Here is a 16730-nt window from a genome sequence, read left to right as displayed (position 1 = left end):
AGCGTCCCCGCCATGCCAGCACCCACCACCCCGCCGACGACCGCCGTCATCGGCGCCGGCATCAGCGGTCTCACCTCGGCCAAGATGCTCGGCGACTACGGCGTGCCGCACACCGTCTTCGAGACCTCTGACCGGGTCGGCGGCAACTGGGCGTTCGGCAACCCGAACGGGCACAGCTCGGCGTACCGCTCGCTGCACATCGACACGTCCAAGCACCGGCTGTCCTTCAAGGACTTCCCGATGCCGGACAGCTACCCCGACTTCCCGCACCACACCCAGATCAAGGACTACCTCGACTCGTACGCCGACGCGTTCGGGCTGCGCGAGCGGATCGAGTTCGAGAACGGCGTCCAGCACGCGGAGCGGCTGCCCGACGGCGGCTGGGAGATCACCGACCAGGCCGGCGCCACGCGTCGCTTCGACCTGCTCGTGGTCGCGAACGGTCACCACTGGGACCCCCGCACCGCCGAGTTCCCGGGGGAGTTCACCGGGGAGTCGATCCACTCCCACCACTACATCGACCCGACCGAGCCGCTCGACTTCAAGAAGAAGCGGATCCTGGTCGTCGGCATCGGCAACAGCGCCGCCGACATCGCGGTCGAGCTGTCGTCGAAGTCGCTGCAGAACGAGGTCACGCTCTCGACCCGGTCGAGCGCCTGGATCGTGCCGAAGTACATGGGCGGGCTGCCGGCCGACAAGTACTTCGCCACCATCCCCCAGATCCCGCTGCACTGGCAGCGCTGGGTGCTGCAGAAGATGCAGGTGATGGCCGGCTCGAACCCCGAGCTCTACGGTCTGCCGAAGCCCAACCACAAGTTCTTCGAGGCGCACCCGACGCAGTCGGTCGAGCTGCCGCTGCGGCTCGGGTCGGGCGACATCACGCCGAAGGTCAACGTCAGCCGACTCGACGGGAGCACCGTCCACTTCGAGGACGGCACGTCCAGCGACTTCGACATCATCGTCTACGCCACCGGCTACAACATCACCTTCCCGTTCTTCGACGAGGGCTTCCTCAGCGCGCCGGACAACGCGATCCGGCTCTTCAAGCGGATGTTCAAGCCGGGCCTCGACGACCTGGTCTTCATGGGCTTCGCCCAGGCCACGCCGACGCTGTTCCCGTTCGTGGAGGCCCAGGCCCGCCTGCTCGGCGCGTACGCCGTCGGCCGCTACGCCCTGCCCGACCCCACCGAGATGGAGCGGGTGATCGACGCCGACCAGCAGAAGTTCACCGGACACGTCCTCGACCGGCCGCGGCACACCCAGCAGCTCGACTACTTCGTCTACGAGCACGACCTGCGCACCCAGGAGATCCCGGCCGGCCTGAGGCGGGCCTCCGCATGACGGTCACCCGCGGCGACCGCCGTCGTACCGCCCTGCTCGCGGCGCTCGACGAGCACCTCCGCGACGCCGGCCCCGGCGCCCGCCTCGAGGACATCAACGTCGCCGACCTCTCGCGCCGCGCGGGCGTCACGCGCTCGGCGTTCTACTTCTACTTCGACAACAAGGCCGCCGCCGTCGCCGCCCTGATGGACGAGATGTACGACGAGGCCTGGGGCGCGGCCGACCTGCTCGGCGGCGACGGCTCGATGCGCGACCGGACGGCGGCCGCGATCCGGCGGGTCTTCGAGGGCTGGGGGCAGCGCCCGCACGTCTACCGCGCGATGCTCGAGGCGCGGGCGACCAGCCCGGCCGCCCGCGAGCGCTGGGACGCCCACATCGCCTCGTTCGTCGAGGTGGTCGCGGCGGTGATCGACGCCGAGCGGGTCGCCCGCCAGGAGACCGGCGGGCCGCCCGCGCTGGCCATCGCCACCGCGCTCCTCGACGTCAACGACCGCACCCTGGAGCGACTGGTCCGGGCCCCGGAGCGGGCCGACGACGGGACCGAGGACGGGTTCGACTGGGAGACCCACGTCGACGCGGTCGTCCACCTCTGGCTGAGCACCATCTACGGGAGCACCCGATGACCCACGACTCCGTCACCTTCACCTCCGGCGGCGTGACCTGCGACGCCTGGCACTTCACCGGCACCGACGAGCTCGCGACCTCCGCCGGCCGACCGGTCGTGGTGATGGCCCACGGCCTCGCCGGCACCAAGGACTCCGGCCTGGAGCCGTTCGCGGTCGGGCTGGCCGAGGCCGGCCTCGACGTCCTCGCCTTCGACTACCGCGGCTTCGGCGCCTCCGGGGGCTCGCCGCGCCAGGTCGTGTCGATGGCGGCGCAGCTCGAGGACTACCGCGCCGCGATGGCGGCGGCCGCGCGGCTGCCCGGCGTGGACCCGCAGCGCCTCGTGCTCTGGGGCGTCTCGCTCGCCGGCGGGCACGTGCTCGCCGCCGCCGCCCACCGCGACGACGTCGCGGCCGTGGTCTCGCTGACCCCGCTGGTCGACGGCGTCGCCGCCGGCCGCCACGCGCTGGCCCACCACAAGCCGTCCTCCATGCTGCGCTCCACCGTCGAGGGCGTGCGCTCCCGGGTCGGCGCCCAGCGCCTCATGCCCGTGGTCGCCGCTCCCGGCGAGCTCGGCGCGCTGACCCTGCCCGGCGCCCGCGAGGACTACCTGGCCATCGCCGGCCCGACCTGGCGCAACGAGGTCGACGCGACGGTCGGTCTCGAGCTCGGCGGCCACCGGCCGATCAAGGAGGCCAAGCACGTCCGGGCCCCGCTGCTCGTCCAGATCGCCGACTTCGACCGCAGCGCCCCGCCGTACGCCGCCGCCAAGGCCGCGTTCAAGGGCCGCGCCGAGGTCCGCCACTACCCCTGCGACCACTTCGACGTCTGGCCCGGCAAGGACTGGTTCGAGCCGGCGCTGGAGCACCAGGTGGCGTTCCTGCGGCGGCACCTGGCCGGCCCGGCCGTGTCGTGAGTGCTGACGTTCTGTAGTCGAGGCGGAGTACGGCGGGCGCTCGTCAGCCCAGGTCGGGCAGCGGGACCCGGTTGCTGAGGGTCGGCGTGTAGGCGTCGAGCATCTCGATCGTGTGGTCGGCCATCCGCGCGAAGACCACGGGGTCCAGCACGGTGCCGGTGACGTCGATGCCGTTGGAGAACCGCAGCTCGCCGTCGGTGAGGTCGAGCTCGAACTTGCCGACCGCGAGGCCGTAGTTCACCGCGGCCACGGCCACGGCCGCCTCGGTGCGGGCGTCCTCCGCGACGGTGTGCGGAAGCACGCCGTAGAAGATGGCCTGGCCCTCCAGAGGCTCGATCTGGATGTAGCAGGTGTAGCTCCGCTCGCCCTGCAGCTCCAGCGACCAGATCAGCTGGTCGGGAAGCTGGGTCAGGCCCCAGCCACGGTCGATCACGACCTGCGTGATCGCTGCCTGGATGGACTCGACGGTGCGGTCGACGGCGTTGCCGTCTGCAGGCTCGGACACGGTGGCCAGCTCCTCAGGGGGTCTTCGCGGGGACGGTGGGCAGGCTCACCGTAGCCGTGGATGACGACGCGACCGGCGGCGTCGTGGTGGTGGTGGCGACGGGCGTGGTCGAACCGGTCGTCGGGGTCCCGGTCGTCGGCAGGGTGAGGGTGGCCAGGTACTTCGCCTTGCCGGTGGTGTCCCACGCGGTCTTGGCGGTCGTCGCCTCGAGAAGCGCGGCGACGTGCGTCGCGCTCATCTCGTAGGTCTCGGCCACCATCTCGCCGTCCGCCCACTTCCAGTGCACACCGTTGCCGGGCTTCGGCTTGCCGTCCTTGTCCATGTGGGCGTGGATGACGATCTCGGGTATGCCGTCGATCTCCTGGCTCACGGAGAACTCGTCGGCGTGGTGCTTGTCGTGCGAGCTCTTGTAGGTGTCGCGCACCTTCCCGGCCTTCAGCGTCGACGCGTGCGTCGCGAGGATGTAGTCGCCCCAAGCCTTGGCGATCTGCTTGCGGAACGGGATCCCGCTCTGGTTGTGGTCGAAGGCGAGGAGCTGTGCGCGCGCTTGGTCGAGGGTGTACGCCGTCCCGGGCTGCGGCTTCTTGCCCTCCGCGATCTGAGCGTCGGTCGGTGGTTTGGTCGCCGTACCCCCGCCCTTCTTGCCTGCGCGTCGGATGACGGGTCCGGAGCCGTCGTCCGGCAGCCGACGCAGCCGGTCGAGCGGACCGCCCGCGACGGTGCCGCCGCCGGTGTCGCGGCCGAGCCCGGCCGTCGTGCGCAGCACCGGCAGCGCGACCGGGGTGCTGATCGTCGAGGCCGGTGGTGCCGGAGCGGGGGCAGGCTGAGCGGAGGTGCTCGCACGGGTGTGGAGCTGCTCGTGCGTCATGTCGGATCTCCCGTCGACGACCCCCGGTCCTCGCACCCTAGGCGTCCCGGGCGGCTCGCGCTGGGGTATGGCCGAATCTTGTCACTTCGCGGTCTCGCGAGACTGTTGACACCTGTTCAACAGCAGCCCAGCATGTCGTGGGTGGCCACCCTGGAGGAGACGCCCGACACCCGCGCCCTGACCGACGCCCGCCTGCGCCGGATGAGCGGCACCGGCAAGGCGCCGAAGGTCGACATCGACGCGGCCGGGCTGCCGCCCGGTCCGCGCTGGCCGGTGCTCCTGCAGACGGCCGGGCTGCTGCGGTTCCGGCACGCGTTCCACCCCTGGCTGCAGCGGAGGTACGGCGACGTCTTCACCGTCCGCCTGGTCCCCGGGGGCCGTCCGCTGGTGTTCTTCACCCGCCCCGAGCACACCCGGGAGATCTTCGCCGCGGATCCCGAGCTCTTCCACGCCGGCAAGGGCAACGCGATCCTCGGGCCGATCATGGGCGAGCACTCGCTGCTGCTCCAGGACGGTGCCGACCACAAGCGGGCGCGCAAGCTGATCATGCCGGCCTTCAACGGGCACGCGCTGCGCGACTACCGCTCGCTGGTCACCGACCTGGCCCGCGACGAGGTCGCGCACTGGCCGGAGGACCGGACGTTCCGCAGCCTGGACCGGATGAACACGCTCACCCTCGAGATCATCCTGCGGGTGGTCTTCGGGGTCACCGACGAGGAGCGGCTGCGCGCGCTGCGGCCCCGGGTGACGGCGACCGTCGACATCAGCCCCGGCATCCTGCTCGGCTGGGGCTACCCGCGGCTGCAGCGGTTCGGGCCGTGGAAGCGGACGGTCGACAACCAGGCCGAGCTCGACCGCCTGATGTACGCCGAGATCCGCGAGCGCCGGTCGGCCCCCGACCTGGCCGAGCGCACCGACGTGCTGTCCCGGCTGATGCTGGTCCACGACGAGGACGGGCAGGACGCGCTCGACGACACCGAGCTGCGCGACCAGCTCGTCACGCTGCTGCTCGCCGGCCACGAGACGACCGCGAGCGCGCTCTCGTGGGCGTTGTACGAGATCGGGCAGGACCCGACGCTGCTCCGCCGTACCCAGCAGGCGGCCGACGAGGGCGACGACGTGTGGCTCGACGCGGTGCTGAAGGAGGCGATGCGGCTGCACCCGATCATCCCGATGGTGGTCCGCACGCTCATGGAGCCGGCGACCATCGGCGGCTGGGACCTCCCCGCCGGCACCACCGTCGGGCCGTCGATCATCGTGTCCCACCAGCGCACCGAGGCCTACCCCGATCCTGAGGTCTTCCGCCCCGAGCGGTTCCTCGGCCAGAACCCGCCCCCGAACACCTGGATCCCGTTCGGCGGCGGCGCCCGGCGCTGCATCGGCGCGGGCTTCTCGCTGATGGAGGGCGTCGCCGTGCTCCGCGAGGTGTTCAGGTCGTACGACGTCCACGCCGTCGGCGCTGACCGACCCAAGGTCCGCAACATCACCAGCGTCCCGCGCGACGGCGCGCGGATCCGGGTGGCCCGGCGGCCGGGGGTCAGCGCCGAGCGGTGAGGTCGGGGAGCGCCCGGCCGACCTCGGCGCCGACTGCGGCGAGCAGCCGGGCGGCGTCGCGCATCGACACCGCGGGGTCGGGCTCGAGCTCGGTCAGGGACCAGGTCGCCGCGAAACCGGCGCCGCGGAGCTCGGCCGGTGTCAGGGTGGTCCGGCCGCACACGGCGATGGTGGGGACGCCCATGCGGCTCGCCGCGGCGAGCACCCCGACGGGGGTCTTGCCTCGCAGGCTCTGCTCGTCGAGCGAGCCCTCGCCCGTGATCACCAGGTCGGCGCCCAGGACCGCGTCGTCGAAGCCGACCAGTCCGAGGACGGTTTCAACCCCGGATCGCACCTGCGCATCGAGCAGCGCCAGCGCGCCGAACCCGGCGCCTCCGGCTGCCCCGGCGCCGGGGTCGGCGCGTCGGTCGGTGCCGGTCGTCGTGGCGACCAGGTCGGCCCACCGGGTCAGCCCGCGTTCCAGGAGCCGTACGTCGTCGGGGCCCGCGCCCTTCTGGGGCCCGTAGACCGCCGCCGCGCCCGCCGGTCCGAGCAGCGGGTTGTCGACGTCGGAGGCCAGGGTCACCCGGACTCCGTGCAGTCGTGCGCGGAGGGGACGCACGTCCAGGGTCGCCGCGCCCGTGAGGGCGCCGCCGCCGGGGGCGAGCGGACGGCCGGCGGCGTCGAGGACGCGGGCGCCGAGGCCGACCGCGATGCCGGCGCCGCCGTCGGTCGAGCAGCTGCCGCCGACCCCCAGGAGGATGTCGGTGCAGCCGTCGGCGATGGCGGCGGAGACGAGCTCGCCGGTGCCGAGCGTGGTGGAGCCGAGCGGGTCGAGTCCGGACGGCAACCGGAGCAGGCCGGACGCGTCCGCCAGCTCGACCACGGCGGACGGTCCGCGCCGGGCGTACGCGGTCCGGACGGGAGCGCCGGTGGGACCGGTGACGGTGACCGGGACCCGGGTGTGTCCGGCGGCCAGCGCGGCGTCGAGGGTCCCGTCGCCGCCGTCGGCGACAGGGACGCGTGTCACGGTGGCCACCGCGCCGGCGAGGCCGCGGCCGAGGGCCTCGGCGACCTCGGCGGCGCTCAGCGATCCCTTGAACTTGTCGGCGGCGATCACCACTCTCATCCGGGCACCGGCCCGGTCGAGTCGCGCACGACGAGGGTGGCCGGGATCCGCTGGCGCCGCGGTCGCTTGCCAGGCTCCTTCAGGGCCAGCGCCAGGGCGCGCGCGCCCATGTCGACCATCGGCAGCCGCACGGTCGTGAGGCCGGGGGACAGGTCGCCGGCGACGGCGACGTCGTCGAACCCGGTCACCGACATCCGTGTCGAGACGGGGACGCCCGCGACGCGGAGCTCGGAGAGGCACCCGATGGCCATGTCGTCGTTCAGCGCCACGACGGCGGTGGTGTCGGGGTGCTCCGCGAGCACCCGCCGCGCGCCCTCGCGCCCGCCCTCCCGGGTGAACGCCGCCTCGACGACCGGGACCTCGGACGGGTCCAGGCCGGCCTCGACCAGCGCCTCGTGCACGCCGCTGAGTCGGTCGGCCACCGTCGTCAGGGCGGTCGACCCGGCCAGGACCGCGATCCGGCGGTGCCCGAGCCCGAGGACGTGCTCGGTGACGGCGCGGCCGCCCTCGACGTTCTCGGGCAGCACCGCGTCGACGCCCAAGTGGTGTCGTCCGATGACGGCGACCCGGCCCCCGGCCTCGCTGAAGCGCTCGAGCTCGTGGCGTGCCGGCAGCTCCACGGTGGGGTCGACGAAGCCCGAGCCGGCCACGATGATCGCGCCGACGCGGTTCGCGACCATGCTGCGGATCTGTTGCAGCTCGGCGTCCGGGTCGCGCCCGGTGTGGCAGATCTGCACGGTGCGGCCCTCGCTCGCCGCGACCCGGAGGACGCCACTGGCGATCTCGGAGAAGTAGGGGTCGCCGATCTCGTGCACGACCAGGCCGATCGTGGCCGTCGAGCCGCTCGCCAGGGAGCGGGCGTGCAGGTTGGCGACGTACCCGAGCTCGACGGCGATCCGGCGCACCCGGTCGGCGACCGCGGGGCTCACCCCGGGCGTCCCGGAGAGCGAGCGCGAGGCGGTGGCGATGGACACCCCGGCGGCGGCGGCGACGTCGACGAGACGCGTCTGGGCGAGCGGGCGCTTCATCGAGTCCTCCGGAAATTCGTCGGCTTGTGACCGTTGCCACAGCGAGCGGGATGTGTGTAGCGTCACTGTAAACGCTTACGTAAGCGCTTTCATAGACCTGAGGAGCACCCGATGATCGGTAACCGGAAGACGCGACGCGGCGCTCTCGCCGCGACCGCCTGCCTGGCGCTGGCCACCAGCCTCGGCGCCTGCGGGCTCGACTCCGGCGGCAGCAGCGAGGGCAACGACGACGAGATCGTCATCGGCGTCTCGCTGCCCCTGACCGGTGACTTCAGCGAGCCCGGCAAGGGCGTCCAGCGCGGCTACGAGGCCTGGGCCTCCTACGTCAACGACAACGGGGGCCTGCTCGGCAAGCAGGTCCGGTTGGAGATCCTCGACGACCAGTCGAGCGCCGACCGGGTCGCCTCCGACTACGAGAAGCTGATCAACCAGGAGAAGGTCGACCTGATCTTCGGGCCCTTCTCCACCCGCCTGGTGGTGCCCGCCGCCCAGGTCGCGAAGGACTACGGCTTCCTCTTCGTCGAGCCCGCCGGCGCCGCCGAGGAGGTCTTCACCCAGGGCTTCGACAATCTCTTCTACGCCGCGCCCGCGATCGCCGACGACCACTACAACCTGCTGGCCGAGGAGATCATCGCGATGCCGGAGGCGGAGCGGCCGAAGACCGCCGCCTACGCCACGATGGACGACCCGTTCGCGCAGGGGACGGCGTACGGGCTGAAGGACAAGCTGGAGGCGGCGGGGATCCGCACCGTCGCCGACGAGGTCTACCCGCCCAACACGACCGACTTCAGCAGCATCGCGGCCAAGATCGCCGACACCGAGGCCGACATCGTCGTCGGGGGCACCCAGTACCAGGACGCGGTCAACCTGATCGTCGCGCTGCAGCAGCTGAACTTCCAGCCGAAGATGGCCGCCTTCTCGACGGCGCCGACCAACCCGGAGTTCCCGGAGGCGATCGGGGCCAAGACCGAGGGGATCCTCTCGCCGACGGGCTACACCCCGGATGCGACGTATCCCGAGAACCAGACCTTCGTCGAGTACTACACCGAGATGCACGGTGGGCCGCCCGCCGAGGACGAGGCCAATGCCTGGACCACGGGCGAGGTCGTGGCGGCCGCGGTCGAGGCGAGCGACTGCGCCGACCCGTCGCCGGAGTGCCAGCAGCAGCTCATCGACCACCTGCGGGAGGCCACGGTCGACACCGTGGTCGGTCCGCTGAGCTGGGACGCGGAGGGGCGCCCGGAGAGCGCCCACCTGATCCAGCAGTACGTCGACGGGAAGATCCGCATCGTCCTGCCGAAGGACCAGGCCGAGGCCGACTTCGTGGCCGTGAAGCCGGCGTGGTGACCTGACGTGTCCGGATCCCTGCTCCTGCAGAGCGTCATCCTCGGGCTGCTGCTCGGGGGTCTCTACGCTCTGCTCGCCGCCGGCCTGACGCTGTACTTCGGCGTCATGCGGGTGGTGATGATCGCCCATTCCGCCTTCCTGATCCTGGCCGCCTACCTCGCCTGGTGGTTCCAGCGCGAGACCGGCCTGGACCCGCTGCTGTCGCTCGTCGTGACGGTGCCGCTCTTCTTCGTCGTCGGGTTCGTGATGCAGCGGCTGCTGCTGGCCCGGCTGCGTCCCGCGACCCTGACCATGATGTCGGTGCTGCTCACCTTCGCGATCGCGCTGACCATCGAGGGACTGCTGGGCTACGTCTTCTCGGGCACGCAGCGCCGGATCCAGCTCGACTACTCCGGCTCCAGCCTCGAGGTCTTCGGCGCCAACATCGCCGTGGTCAAGCTGATCGCCTTCGGCCTCGCCGCCGTGGCCCTGCTCGGCCTGTGGGCCCTGATGAAGCTGACCCGGTTCGGCCAGGCGCTGCGAGCCACCATCCAGCACCCCGAGGCGGCCCGGCTGCTCGGCATCAACACCGACCGGATCGCCGGCTTCGGCTTCGGGCTGGGGCTGGCCACCGCCGCCATCGGCGGTACGGCGCTCTCGCTCGACTCCACCATCTACCCGTCCCTGCACTGGCACTGGATCGGCCCGCTGATGGCGATCATCGTGATCGGCGGCCTCGGCAGCATCCCGGGCGCGGCGATCGCCGCGATGCTGCTCGGCGTCTCGCAGAGCCTGCTCCAGGTGCCGCTCGGCACGACGTGGGCGCAGACGGTCTTCTACATCGCCCTGTTCGCCACCTTGATGGTCCGCCCCCAGGGATTCTTCGGAGGTCGTCTTGCCCAGCGCTTCTAGCACCCGTACCGGATTCGACACGGCCCTGCTCGGCATCAAGGGCCTGGCCCTGGTCGCCGCCGGGGTCCTGGTCCTCGCCTTCCCGCAGCTGGCGCCCGACGCGTTCATCCTGTCGGTCGGCGTCGTGATCGCCAGCTACGCCGCCCTCGCCGTGTCGTGGAACTTCGTGGGCGGCTTCACCGGCTACATCTCGCTCGGCCACGCGGCGTACTCCGGCCTCGGCGGGTACGGGACGGCACTGCTGATCCTGGAGGCCGGCTGGAACCCGTGGCTCTCCCTGGTCGGGTCCGCCGTCGCCGTCGGGGTCCTGGCGCTGCCGATCGGCTTCGCGTCGCTGCGGGTCCGCGGGGCGTCGTTCGTGATCGTCTCCATCGCGCTGGTCCTGATCCTGCTGCTGGTCAGCCAGAGCTGGTCCGACGTGACCGGCGGCTCGAACGGCCTGCGCGTCCCGCGTCCCTTCGGGGAGGACGTCCTGCGACCCGAGCAGCACGAGCGGTTCTTCTACCTCCACGTCGGGCTGATCGTGATCGCCCTGGCGGTCTGGTGGGCCATCGACCGTTCCCGCTTCGGGACCGGCCTGAAGGCGATCCGCGAGGACGAGGACAAGGCGCAGGCGCTCGGGGTGCCGACGTTCGCCTACAAGCTCACGGTGTTCGTCATCTCGGCGTTCTTCACGGCCTTGGCGGGCGGCATGTACGCCTTGTGGTTCGGCTCCCTCGACCCCATCTTCCAGTTCTCGATCCTGGTCGGCTCCTACATGGTGCTGATGTCGCTGCTCGGCGGCATCCGCAGCCTGCTCGGCCCGGTCGTGGGCGCTGTGATCGTGGGCTACTCGCTGGAGTACTTCAAGTCGGCGTACGGCGACACGCAGTTCCACCTCGTCGCCCTCGGGCTGCTGCTCGCGCTGGTCGTGCTCTTCATGCCCGACGGTGTGCTCCCCGCGCTCGGCTCGCTCGTCGACCGGATTCGGCCCGACAAGGCCACCTCGATCCGCGAGATGACCGCGGCCGAGCTGGTGGAGAAGAACAAGGAGATCGACGAAGCCCGGCGCGAGCCGGAGGAGGTGTCCCGATGACGACCACCCAGGCCCCGCCCGCCGTTCGCTCGTTGGAGACGGTGGAGCTGCGCAAGTCCTTCGGCGGCGTGCACGCCGTCGACGGCGCCACCGTCACCTTCCGACCCGGCAAGATCAACGCCCTGATCGGGCCGAACGGCTCGGGCAAGACGACCTTCTTCAACTGCGTCACCGGGATGATCAAGCCGGATTCCGGAGAGGTGACCTACCGGGGCGCCGACATCACCGGGAAGGCACCGCACCGGATCGCGGCCGCGGGCGTCGGTCGCAGCTTCCAGCTGTGCCGGATCTTCCCCCGGATGACGGTGCTGGAGAACATGCTGGTCGGTGTCCGGCCGGAGGGCCTGCTGCACCGGCTGCGCGGCTCGCGCAACGCCGACGACATCGCCAAGGCGCGCGAGCTGCTGCGCCGGGTCGGCATCGACCACCTGGAGTCGTCCGAGGCCCGCGACATCTCCTACGGCCAGCAGAAGCTGCTCGAGCTGGCCGGGGTCCTGATGACGGACCCCGAGACGATCATGCTCGACGAGCCCGCCGGTGGGGTGAACCCGGCGCTGATCGGACGGATCGGCACCCTGGTGCGCGAGCTGAACGCCGAGGGCCGCACGTTCGTCATCGTCGAGCACAACATGGACATGGTCATGAGCCTGTCCGACCACGTCGTCGTCTTCGACCGTGGTCGTCCCATCGCCGAAGGGACGCCTGCCGAGGTGCAGGGCGACCCGCGAGTCCTGGAGGCCTACCTTGGCATCTGACGCCCCCGCCCCCGAGTACCTCCTCGAGCTGAAGGACGTCGAGGCCGGCTACGGCCGGGCGGCCCTGGTCCTGCGCGGCCTCACCGTGCAGGTGCCGCCGTCCAGCATCGTGTGCCTGGTCGGCCCCAACGGCGCCGGCAAGTCGACCGTCCTGAAGGTCGCCAGCGGGATGCTGACACCGCGGTCCGGGAGCATCCGGGTCAATGGGGTCGACGTCACCCGCAACGGGCCCCAGGACATGATCCGCTCCGGGCTCTCGCACGTCCTCCAGGGCCACTCGGTGTTCAAGGAGATGACCGTCGCCGAGAACGTCGGCCTCGGCGCCTACACCGTGCGCGACAAGGCCCTGATCGCCGAGCGGACCGACTTCGTCAAGACGCTGTTCCCGGTCGTGGCGGACCGCTGGACGGCGCTCGCCGGAGCCCTGTCGGGCGGTCAGCAGAAGCAGGTGGAGTTCGCCCGGTCGCTGATGGTCAGCCCCCAGGTGGTCCTCCTCGACGAGCCGAGCATGGGCCTGGACCCCAAGACGACGAGCAAGGTCTTCGAGCAGGTGGTCCGGATGCGCGACGCCGGCATCGCCGTCCTGCTGGTCGAGCAGAACGCACGCCGGGCGCTGGAGACGGCCGACATCGGCTGCGTGCTCGACCTCGGCAAGGTCCACATCACCGGGCCGGCCTCCGAGCTGCTGGCCGATCCGCAGCTCGCGGAGCTCTACCTCGGCGGGCGCCCGGCCGCCGTCCCCACGACCTGACCCCCGATCTCGGAAGAGAGACACAGCATGAGCGTCCGCACGCAGCGCATCGTCATGAACGGCGTCACCGGCCGGATGGGCTACCGCCAGCACCTGGTCCGCAGCATCCTGGCCATCCGCGACGAGGGCGGCCTCGAGCTGCCCGACGGCAGTCGGCTCCAGGTCGAGCCGGTCCTGGTGGGCCGCAACCGCGACAAGCTGGCGGAGCTGGCCGCCCGCCACGACATCGCCGAGTACACGACCGATCTCGACGAGGCCCTCGCCGACAACACCGCGTCGGTCTACTTCGACGCCCAGGTCACCTCCGAGCGCAAGAAGGCGATCCTCAAGGCGCTCGCGGCCGGCAAGCACGTCTACACCGAGAAGCCGCTGGCCGAGACGGTCGAGGAGGGACTCGAGATCGCGGAGGCGGGCGCGGCCGCCGGGACGATCAACGGCGTCGTGCACGACAAGATCTACCTGCCGGGCCTGGTCAAGCTGAAGGGGCTGATCGACAGCGGCTTCTTCGGCCGGATCCTGTCGGTGCGCGGCGAGTTCGGCTACTGGGTCTTCGAGGGCGATCTCACGCCGTCGCAGCGGCCGAGCTGGAACTACCGGGCGGCCGACGGCGGAGGCATGGTCCTCGACATGTTCTGCCACTGGAACTACGTCTTCGAGCACCTCTTCGGCCGGGTCGACTCGGTGATCGCCAAAGCCGTCACCCACATCCCGGAGCGCTGGGACGAGCACGGCGAGAGGTACGACGCCACCGCCGACGACGCGGCGTACGCGATCTTCGAGGTCGGTGACGCGATCGTGCAGATGAACTCCTCCTGGGCGGTCCGGGTCGAGCGCAAGGAGCTCGTGGAGTTCCAGGTCGACGGCACCCATGGATCCGCCGTCGCCGGCCTGTTCGGCTGCCGGGTGCAGCCGCGAGTCCGGACGCCCAAGCCGGTCTGGAACCCCGACATCCCGACCGACCAGGACTTCCGCTCGCACTGGGACGAGATCCCCGACACCCAGGAGTTCGGCAACGGCTTCCGGGCGCAGTGGGAGCACTACCTGCGCGACGTCGTCGCGGGTCGCCCGCACCCCTACGACTTCATGTCGGCCGTGCGCGGGCTCGAGCTCGTCGAGGCCGGCCTCCGCTCCTCGGCCGAGGGCCGCCGGATCGCCCTGGAGACGCGGACGTCGTGAGCACCCTGACCACCGTCACGCTCGACCTGCCCACGGCGGACGGCTGGCGCCGGCGGGCACTGGCCGAGCCGGGTGACTGGGCCGAGCACCCCCAGCCGTACGCCTCCCGGGTGGCCTTCGCGGCCGCGCACGTCGCGGCGGACCCCCGCGGAGCCAACGTGCCCGGGGCCCCCGCCGTCGTCGACTGGGACGCCACCCTGGCCTTCCGGCGCGAGCTGTTCCGCTTCGGCTTCGGCGTCGCCGAGGCGATGGACACCGCCCAGCGCAACATGGGCCTGGACTGGCCGGCCGTGCAGGAGCTGGTGCGCCGCAGCGCGGACCAGGCCCGCTCCCTCGGCGCCCGGATCGCCTCCGGGGCGGGCACCGACCAGGCCGCGCCCGGGTCGCTGCGCACCGTCGAGGAGGTGCTGGCGGCGTACGTCGAGCAGGTGTCGTACGTCGAGTCGACCGGCTCGCAGGTGATCCTGATGGCCTCGCGCCACCTGGCCGCCGTGGCCGCGGGTCCGGACGACTACCACCACGTCTACGGACGGCTGCTGGAGCAGGTGCGCGAGCCCGTCGTGCTGCACTGGCTGGGCGAGGCCTTCGACCCGCAGCTGCGCGGCTACTGGGGCTCGACCGACGTGGCCGCCGCCACCGCGACGTTCCTCGACCTGGTGCACGCCCACGCGGCGAAGGTGGACGGGGTCAAGGTGTCGCTGCTGTCGGCCGAGCACGAGACCGGGCTGCGGGCCGCGCTCCCGGCCGGGGTGCGGCTCTACACCGGCGACGACTTCAACTACCCGGAGCTGATCCGCGGTAACGGCACCCACCACTCCGACGCGCTGCTGGGGGCCTTCGCGGCCGTCGCCCCCGCGGCCTCGGCGGCGCTGACGGCCCTGGACGACGGCGACCTCACGGCGTACGACGCGGCGATGGCGCCGACCCTGCCGCTCTCGCGGCACGTCTTCGAGGCGCCGACCTTCCACTACAAGACCGGGATCGCCTTCCTGGCCTGGCTCAACGGCCACCAGCCGGGGTTCACGATGGTCGGCGGTCTCCAGTCCGCCCGCGGGGTGCTGCACCTGAGCCGGCTCGTGGAGCTGGCCGACGACGCGCGTCTGCTGCGCGACCCCGACCTGGCGGCGGCGCGGATGACCGACTGGCTCCGGGTCCAGGGGGTGACCCCGTGACCGGGGCGTCGCCGGTGGCTCGCCTCTCGCTCAACCAGCGCACCACCGCCGAGTGGTCGCTGCGCGAGGCGATCGACGGCTGCGTCCGCGCCGGCCTGCCCGCGATCGGCGTCTGGCGCGAGCCGGTCGCGGAGGTGGGCCTGGACGTGGCCGTCCGCTGGGTGCGCGACGCCGGGCTCCGGGTCTCCAGCGTCTGCCGCGGCGGCTTCTTCACCGGCGCCGACCCGGACGCCCGCAAGCTGGCGCACGAGGAGAACCTCCGGGCCCTCGACGAGGCCGCCGCGCTCGGCGCCCCGACCCTCGTCCTGGTGCCGGGCGGCCTGCCCGACGGCGACCGCGACCTGGTGGCGGCGCGAGAGCGGGCGGCCGAGGCCGTCGCGGCGCTGGCTCCCGAGGCCGGTGCCCGGGGCGTGCGGCTCGGGATCGAGCCGATGAACCCGATCTACGCCGCCGACCGCGGTGTCGTCTCCACGCTGGCCCAGGCTCTCGACATCGCCGCCCCCCTGCCGGTCGAGCAGGTCGGCGTCGTCGTCGACACCTTCCACCTGTGGTGGGAGCCCGACGTGCACACCACGATCCGGCGCGCCGGTGCGCGGATCGCGTCCTACCAGCTGGCCGACTGGATCACCCCGCTGCCGGCCGACGCCCTGCTCGGGCGCGGTCACGTCGGCGACGGTCACGTGGACTTCGCCGCCTTCACCCGCGCCGTCCACGCCGCGGGCTACACCGGCGACGTCGAGGTCGAGATCTTCAACGCCGACGTCTGGGCCGCGCCCGGCGACGACACGGTCGTGACCCTGACGGACCGCTACCGCGAGCTCGTGGAGCCGCACCTCCACTGACTCCCCCCGCACGACCGTCGTCCCACTCCTGCTCGGGAAGGAACACGATGAAGAGAAGAACCCTGCTGGCGCCCGTCCTGGCCGCCGTCCTCGCGGTGCCGCTGCTCGGCACCGCGCCGGTGGCCACCGCCGTACCGCCCGGACACGAACGACCACGCCTCGCGGTCGTCGTACCGTCGGCGACGCCGCGACACTGGGACCCGCTCACCGACGAGAAGTGGACCTTCGACCGTCGGCACCGCGAGGTGGTGCTGACCGAGGCGGGCACTCCGCCCGAGGGCCCGCGGCGGCCTTTCGAGTACGCCGTCGTGCGCACCGGACCCGAGCTCGGCTCGCTGACCTACCGGGCCGAGGTCCGCATCGACGAGGACGTCAGCGTCGACAACCGGGACGTGGTGCTGATCTGGAACTACCGCTCGCCGACGCGCTTCTACTACGCGCACCTCTCGCAGGACAACACGATCTATCCCCACAACGGGATCTTCGTCGTCGACGACGCCGACCGGCGCCGCATCGACGACCAGTGGACCGGCAGCGTCGGCGCGCCGCCCGCCATCGACGACGCCGACTGGCACGACGTCCGTCTCGACTACGACGCCCGCAGCGGGCGGGTCGCCGTACGGCTCGACGGGGCACGCGAGCCGCTGATGACCGCGACCGACACCACCTTCGCCGGTGGTCGGGTCGGCTTCGGGTCCTTCGACAACTACGGCCGGGTCCGCGACGTCGCCGTCGTCGGCCTGCGCGCCCGCCCGTAGCCCAGAACCGCACCGGTCCCCGCGCGCGCTCCGGCAGGAG

Annotated in this window: 17 protein-coding genes; 13 read left to right on the top strand and 4 right to left on the bottom strand. The window is 72.0% G+C overall.

Annotation, left to right across the window (positions count from 1 at the left end; translation table 11 throughout):
• The first annotated feature begins 12 nt into the window (after positions 1–12).
• From V7S47_RS13625 to V7S47_RS13615, 3 genes are read left to right on the top strand one after another with little or no spacing between them, the layout of a single operon-like run.
• The gene (locus tag V7S47_RS13625) at positions 13–1341 is read left to right on the top strand and encodes a flavin-containing monooxygenase (RefSeq protein WP_336562050.1); all 1329 of its coding nucleotides are present in this window, start codon (positions 13–15) and stop codon (positions 1339–1341) included.
• On the top strand, positions 1338–1964 hold the full coding sequence (locus V7S47_RS13620; protein WP_336562049.1) for a TetR/AcrR family transcriptional regulator: 627 nt from the start codon (positions 1338–1340) through the stop codon (positions 1962–1964). The genes V7S47_RS13625 and V7S47_RS13620 overlap by 4 nt, the downstream gene beginning before the upstream one ends.
• The gene (locus V7S47_RS13615; protein ID WP_336562048.1) at positions 1961–2860 is read left to right on the top strand and encodes an alpha/beta hydrolase; all 900 of its coding nucleotides are present in this window, start codon (positions 1961–1963) and stop codon (positions 2858–2860) included. The genes V7S47_RS13620 and V7S47_RS13615 overlap by 4 nt, the downstream gene beginning before the upstream one ends.
• A gap of 43 nt (positions 2861–2903) precedes the next feature.
• Here the strand turns inward: V7S47_RS13615 and V7S47_RS13610 are convergent, their stop codons facing one another.
• Complete coding sequence (locus tag V7S47_RS13610; RefSeq protein WP_336562047.1) at positions 2904–3365, bottom strand: YbjN domain-containing protein; 462 nt, start codon at positions 3363–3365, stop codon at positions 2904–2906.
• A gap of 13 nt (positions 3366–3378) precedes the next feature.
• The gene (locus V7S47_RS13605) at positions 3379–4233 is read right to left on the bottom strand and encodes a hypothetical protein (protein WP_336562046.1); all 855 of its coding nucleotides are present in this window, start codon (positions 4231–4233) and stop codon (positions 3379–3381) included.
• Between the two features lie 141 nt (positions 4234–4374).
• Here V7S47_RS13605 and V7S47_RS13600 point away from each other — a divergent pair, with 141 nt between their 5' ends.
• Positions 4375–5787 carry a cytochrome P450 gene (locus tag V7S47_RS13600; RefSeq protein WP_336562045.1) on the top strand — a complete coding sequence of 471 codons (1413 nt, stop codon included), beginning with the start codon at positions 4375–4377 and terminating at the stop codon, positions 5785–5787.
• Here the strand turns inward: V7S47_RS13600 and V7S47_RS13595 are convergent.
• Entirely contained in the window at positions 5771–6895 is a 1125-nt protein-coding gene (locus tag V7S47_RS13595; RefSeq protein ID WP_336562044.1) for a glycerate kinase, read from the bottom strand. The genes V7S47_RS13600 and V7S47_RS13595 overlap by 17 nt on opposite strands.
• A complete protein-coding gene (locus V7S47_RS13590) occupies positions 6892–7923 on the bottom strand; it encodes a LacI family DNA-binding transcriptional regulator (protein WP_336562043.1) in 1032 nt (343 codons plus the stop codon). The genes V7S47_RS13595 and V7S47_RS13590 overlap by 4 nt, the downstream gene beginning before the upstream one ends.
• Before the next feature lie 111 nt (positions 7924–8034).
• Between V7S47_RS13590 and V7S47_RS13585 the strand changes: the two genes are divergently transcribed.
• The 9 genes from V7S47_RS13585 to V7S47_RS13545 are packed head-to-tail and all read left to right on the top strand — an operon-like array spanning position 8035 to position 16690.
• Entirely contained in the window at positions 8035–9270 is a 1236-nt protein-coding gene (locus tag V7S47_RS13585; RefSeq protein ID WP_090860619.1) for an amino acid ABC transporter substrate-binding protein, read from the top strand.
• 6 nt (positions 9271–9276) lie between these two features.
• Positions 9277–10161, top strand: coding sequence for a branched-chain amino acid ABC transporter permease (locus tag V7S47_RS13580; protein ID WP_090860620.1), 885 nt, complete (start codon positions 9277–9279; stop codon positions 10159–10161).
• A complete protein-coding gene (locus tag V7S47_RS13575; RefSeq protein WP_244509533.1) occupies positions 10145–11236 on the top strand; it encodes a branched-chain amino acid ABC transporter permease in 1092 nt (363 codons plus the stop codon). The genes V7S47_RS13580 and V7S47_RS13575 overlap by 17 nt, the downstream gene beginning before the upstream one ends.
• Positions 11233–11991, top strand: coding sequence for an ABC transporter ATP-binding protein (locus tag V7S47_RS13570; protein WP_336562042.1), 759 nt, complete (start codon positions 11233–11235; stop codon positions 11989–11991). Before V7S47_RS13575 ends, V7S47_RS13570 begins: the two co-directional genes overlap by 4 nt.
• Entirely contained in the window at positions 11981–12742 is a 762-nt protein-coding gene (locus V7S47_RS13565; protein WP_090860622.1) for an ABC transporter ATP-binding protein, read from the top strand. The genes V7S47_RS13570 and V7S47_RS13565 overlap by 11 nt, the downstream gene beginning before the upstream one ends.
• A 27-nt stretch (positions 12743–12769) precedes the next feature.
• Positions 12770–13918, top strand: coding sequence for a Gfo/Idh/MocA family protein (locus tag V7S47_RS13560; protein WP_336562041.1), 1149 nt, complete (start codon positions 12770–12772; stop codon positions 13916–13918).
• Positions 13915–15090, top strand: coding sequence for a dihydrodipicolinate synthase family protein (locus V7S47_RS13555; RefSeq protein ID WP_336562040.1), 1176 nt, complete (start codon positions 13915–13917; stop codon positions 15088–15090). The genes V7S47_RS13560 and V7S47_RS13555 overlap by 4 nt, the downstream gene beginning before the upstream one ends.
• Positions 15091–15104: 14 nt before the next feature.
• The gene (locus V7S47_RS13550; RefSeq protein ID WP_336562039.1) at positions 15105–15932 is read left to right on the top strand and encodes a sugar phosphate isomerase/epimerase family protein; all 828 of its coding nucleotides are present in this window, start codon (positions 15105–15107) and stop codon (positions 15930–15932) included.
• A gap of 47 nt (positions 15933–15979) precedes the next feature.
• Positions 15980–16690, top strand: coding sequence for a hypothetical protein (locus tag V7S47_RS13545; RefSeq protein WP_336562038.1), 711 nt, complete (start codon positions 15980–15982; stop codon positions 16688–16690).
• Positions 16691–16730 lie beyond the last annotated feature (40 nt).

This window comes from Nocardioides sp. CCNWLW216 (genome assembly GCF_037120545.1).
Taxonomy (GTDB): Bacteria; Actinomycetota; Actinomycetes; order Propionibacteriales; family Nocardioidaceae; genus Nocardioides; species Nocardioides lianchengensis.
Note: the sequence above shows the minus strand (reverse complement) of the source record. Positions and strands in the feature narration are given on the sequence as shown.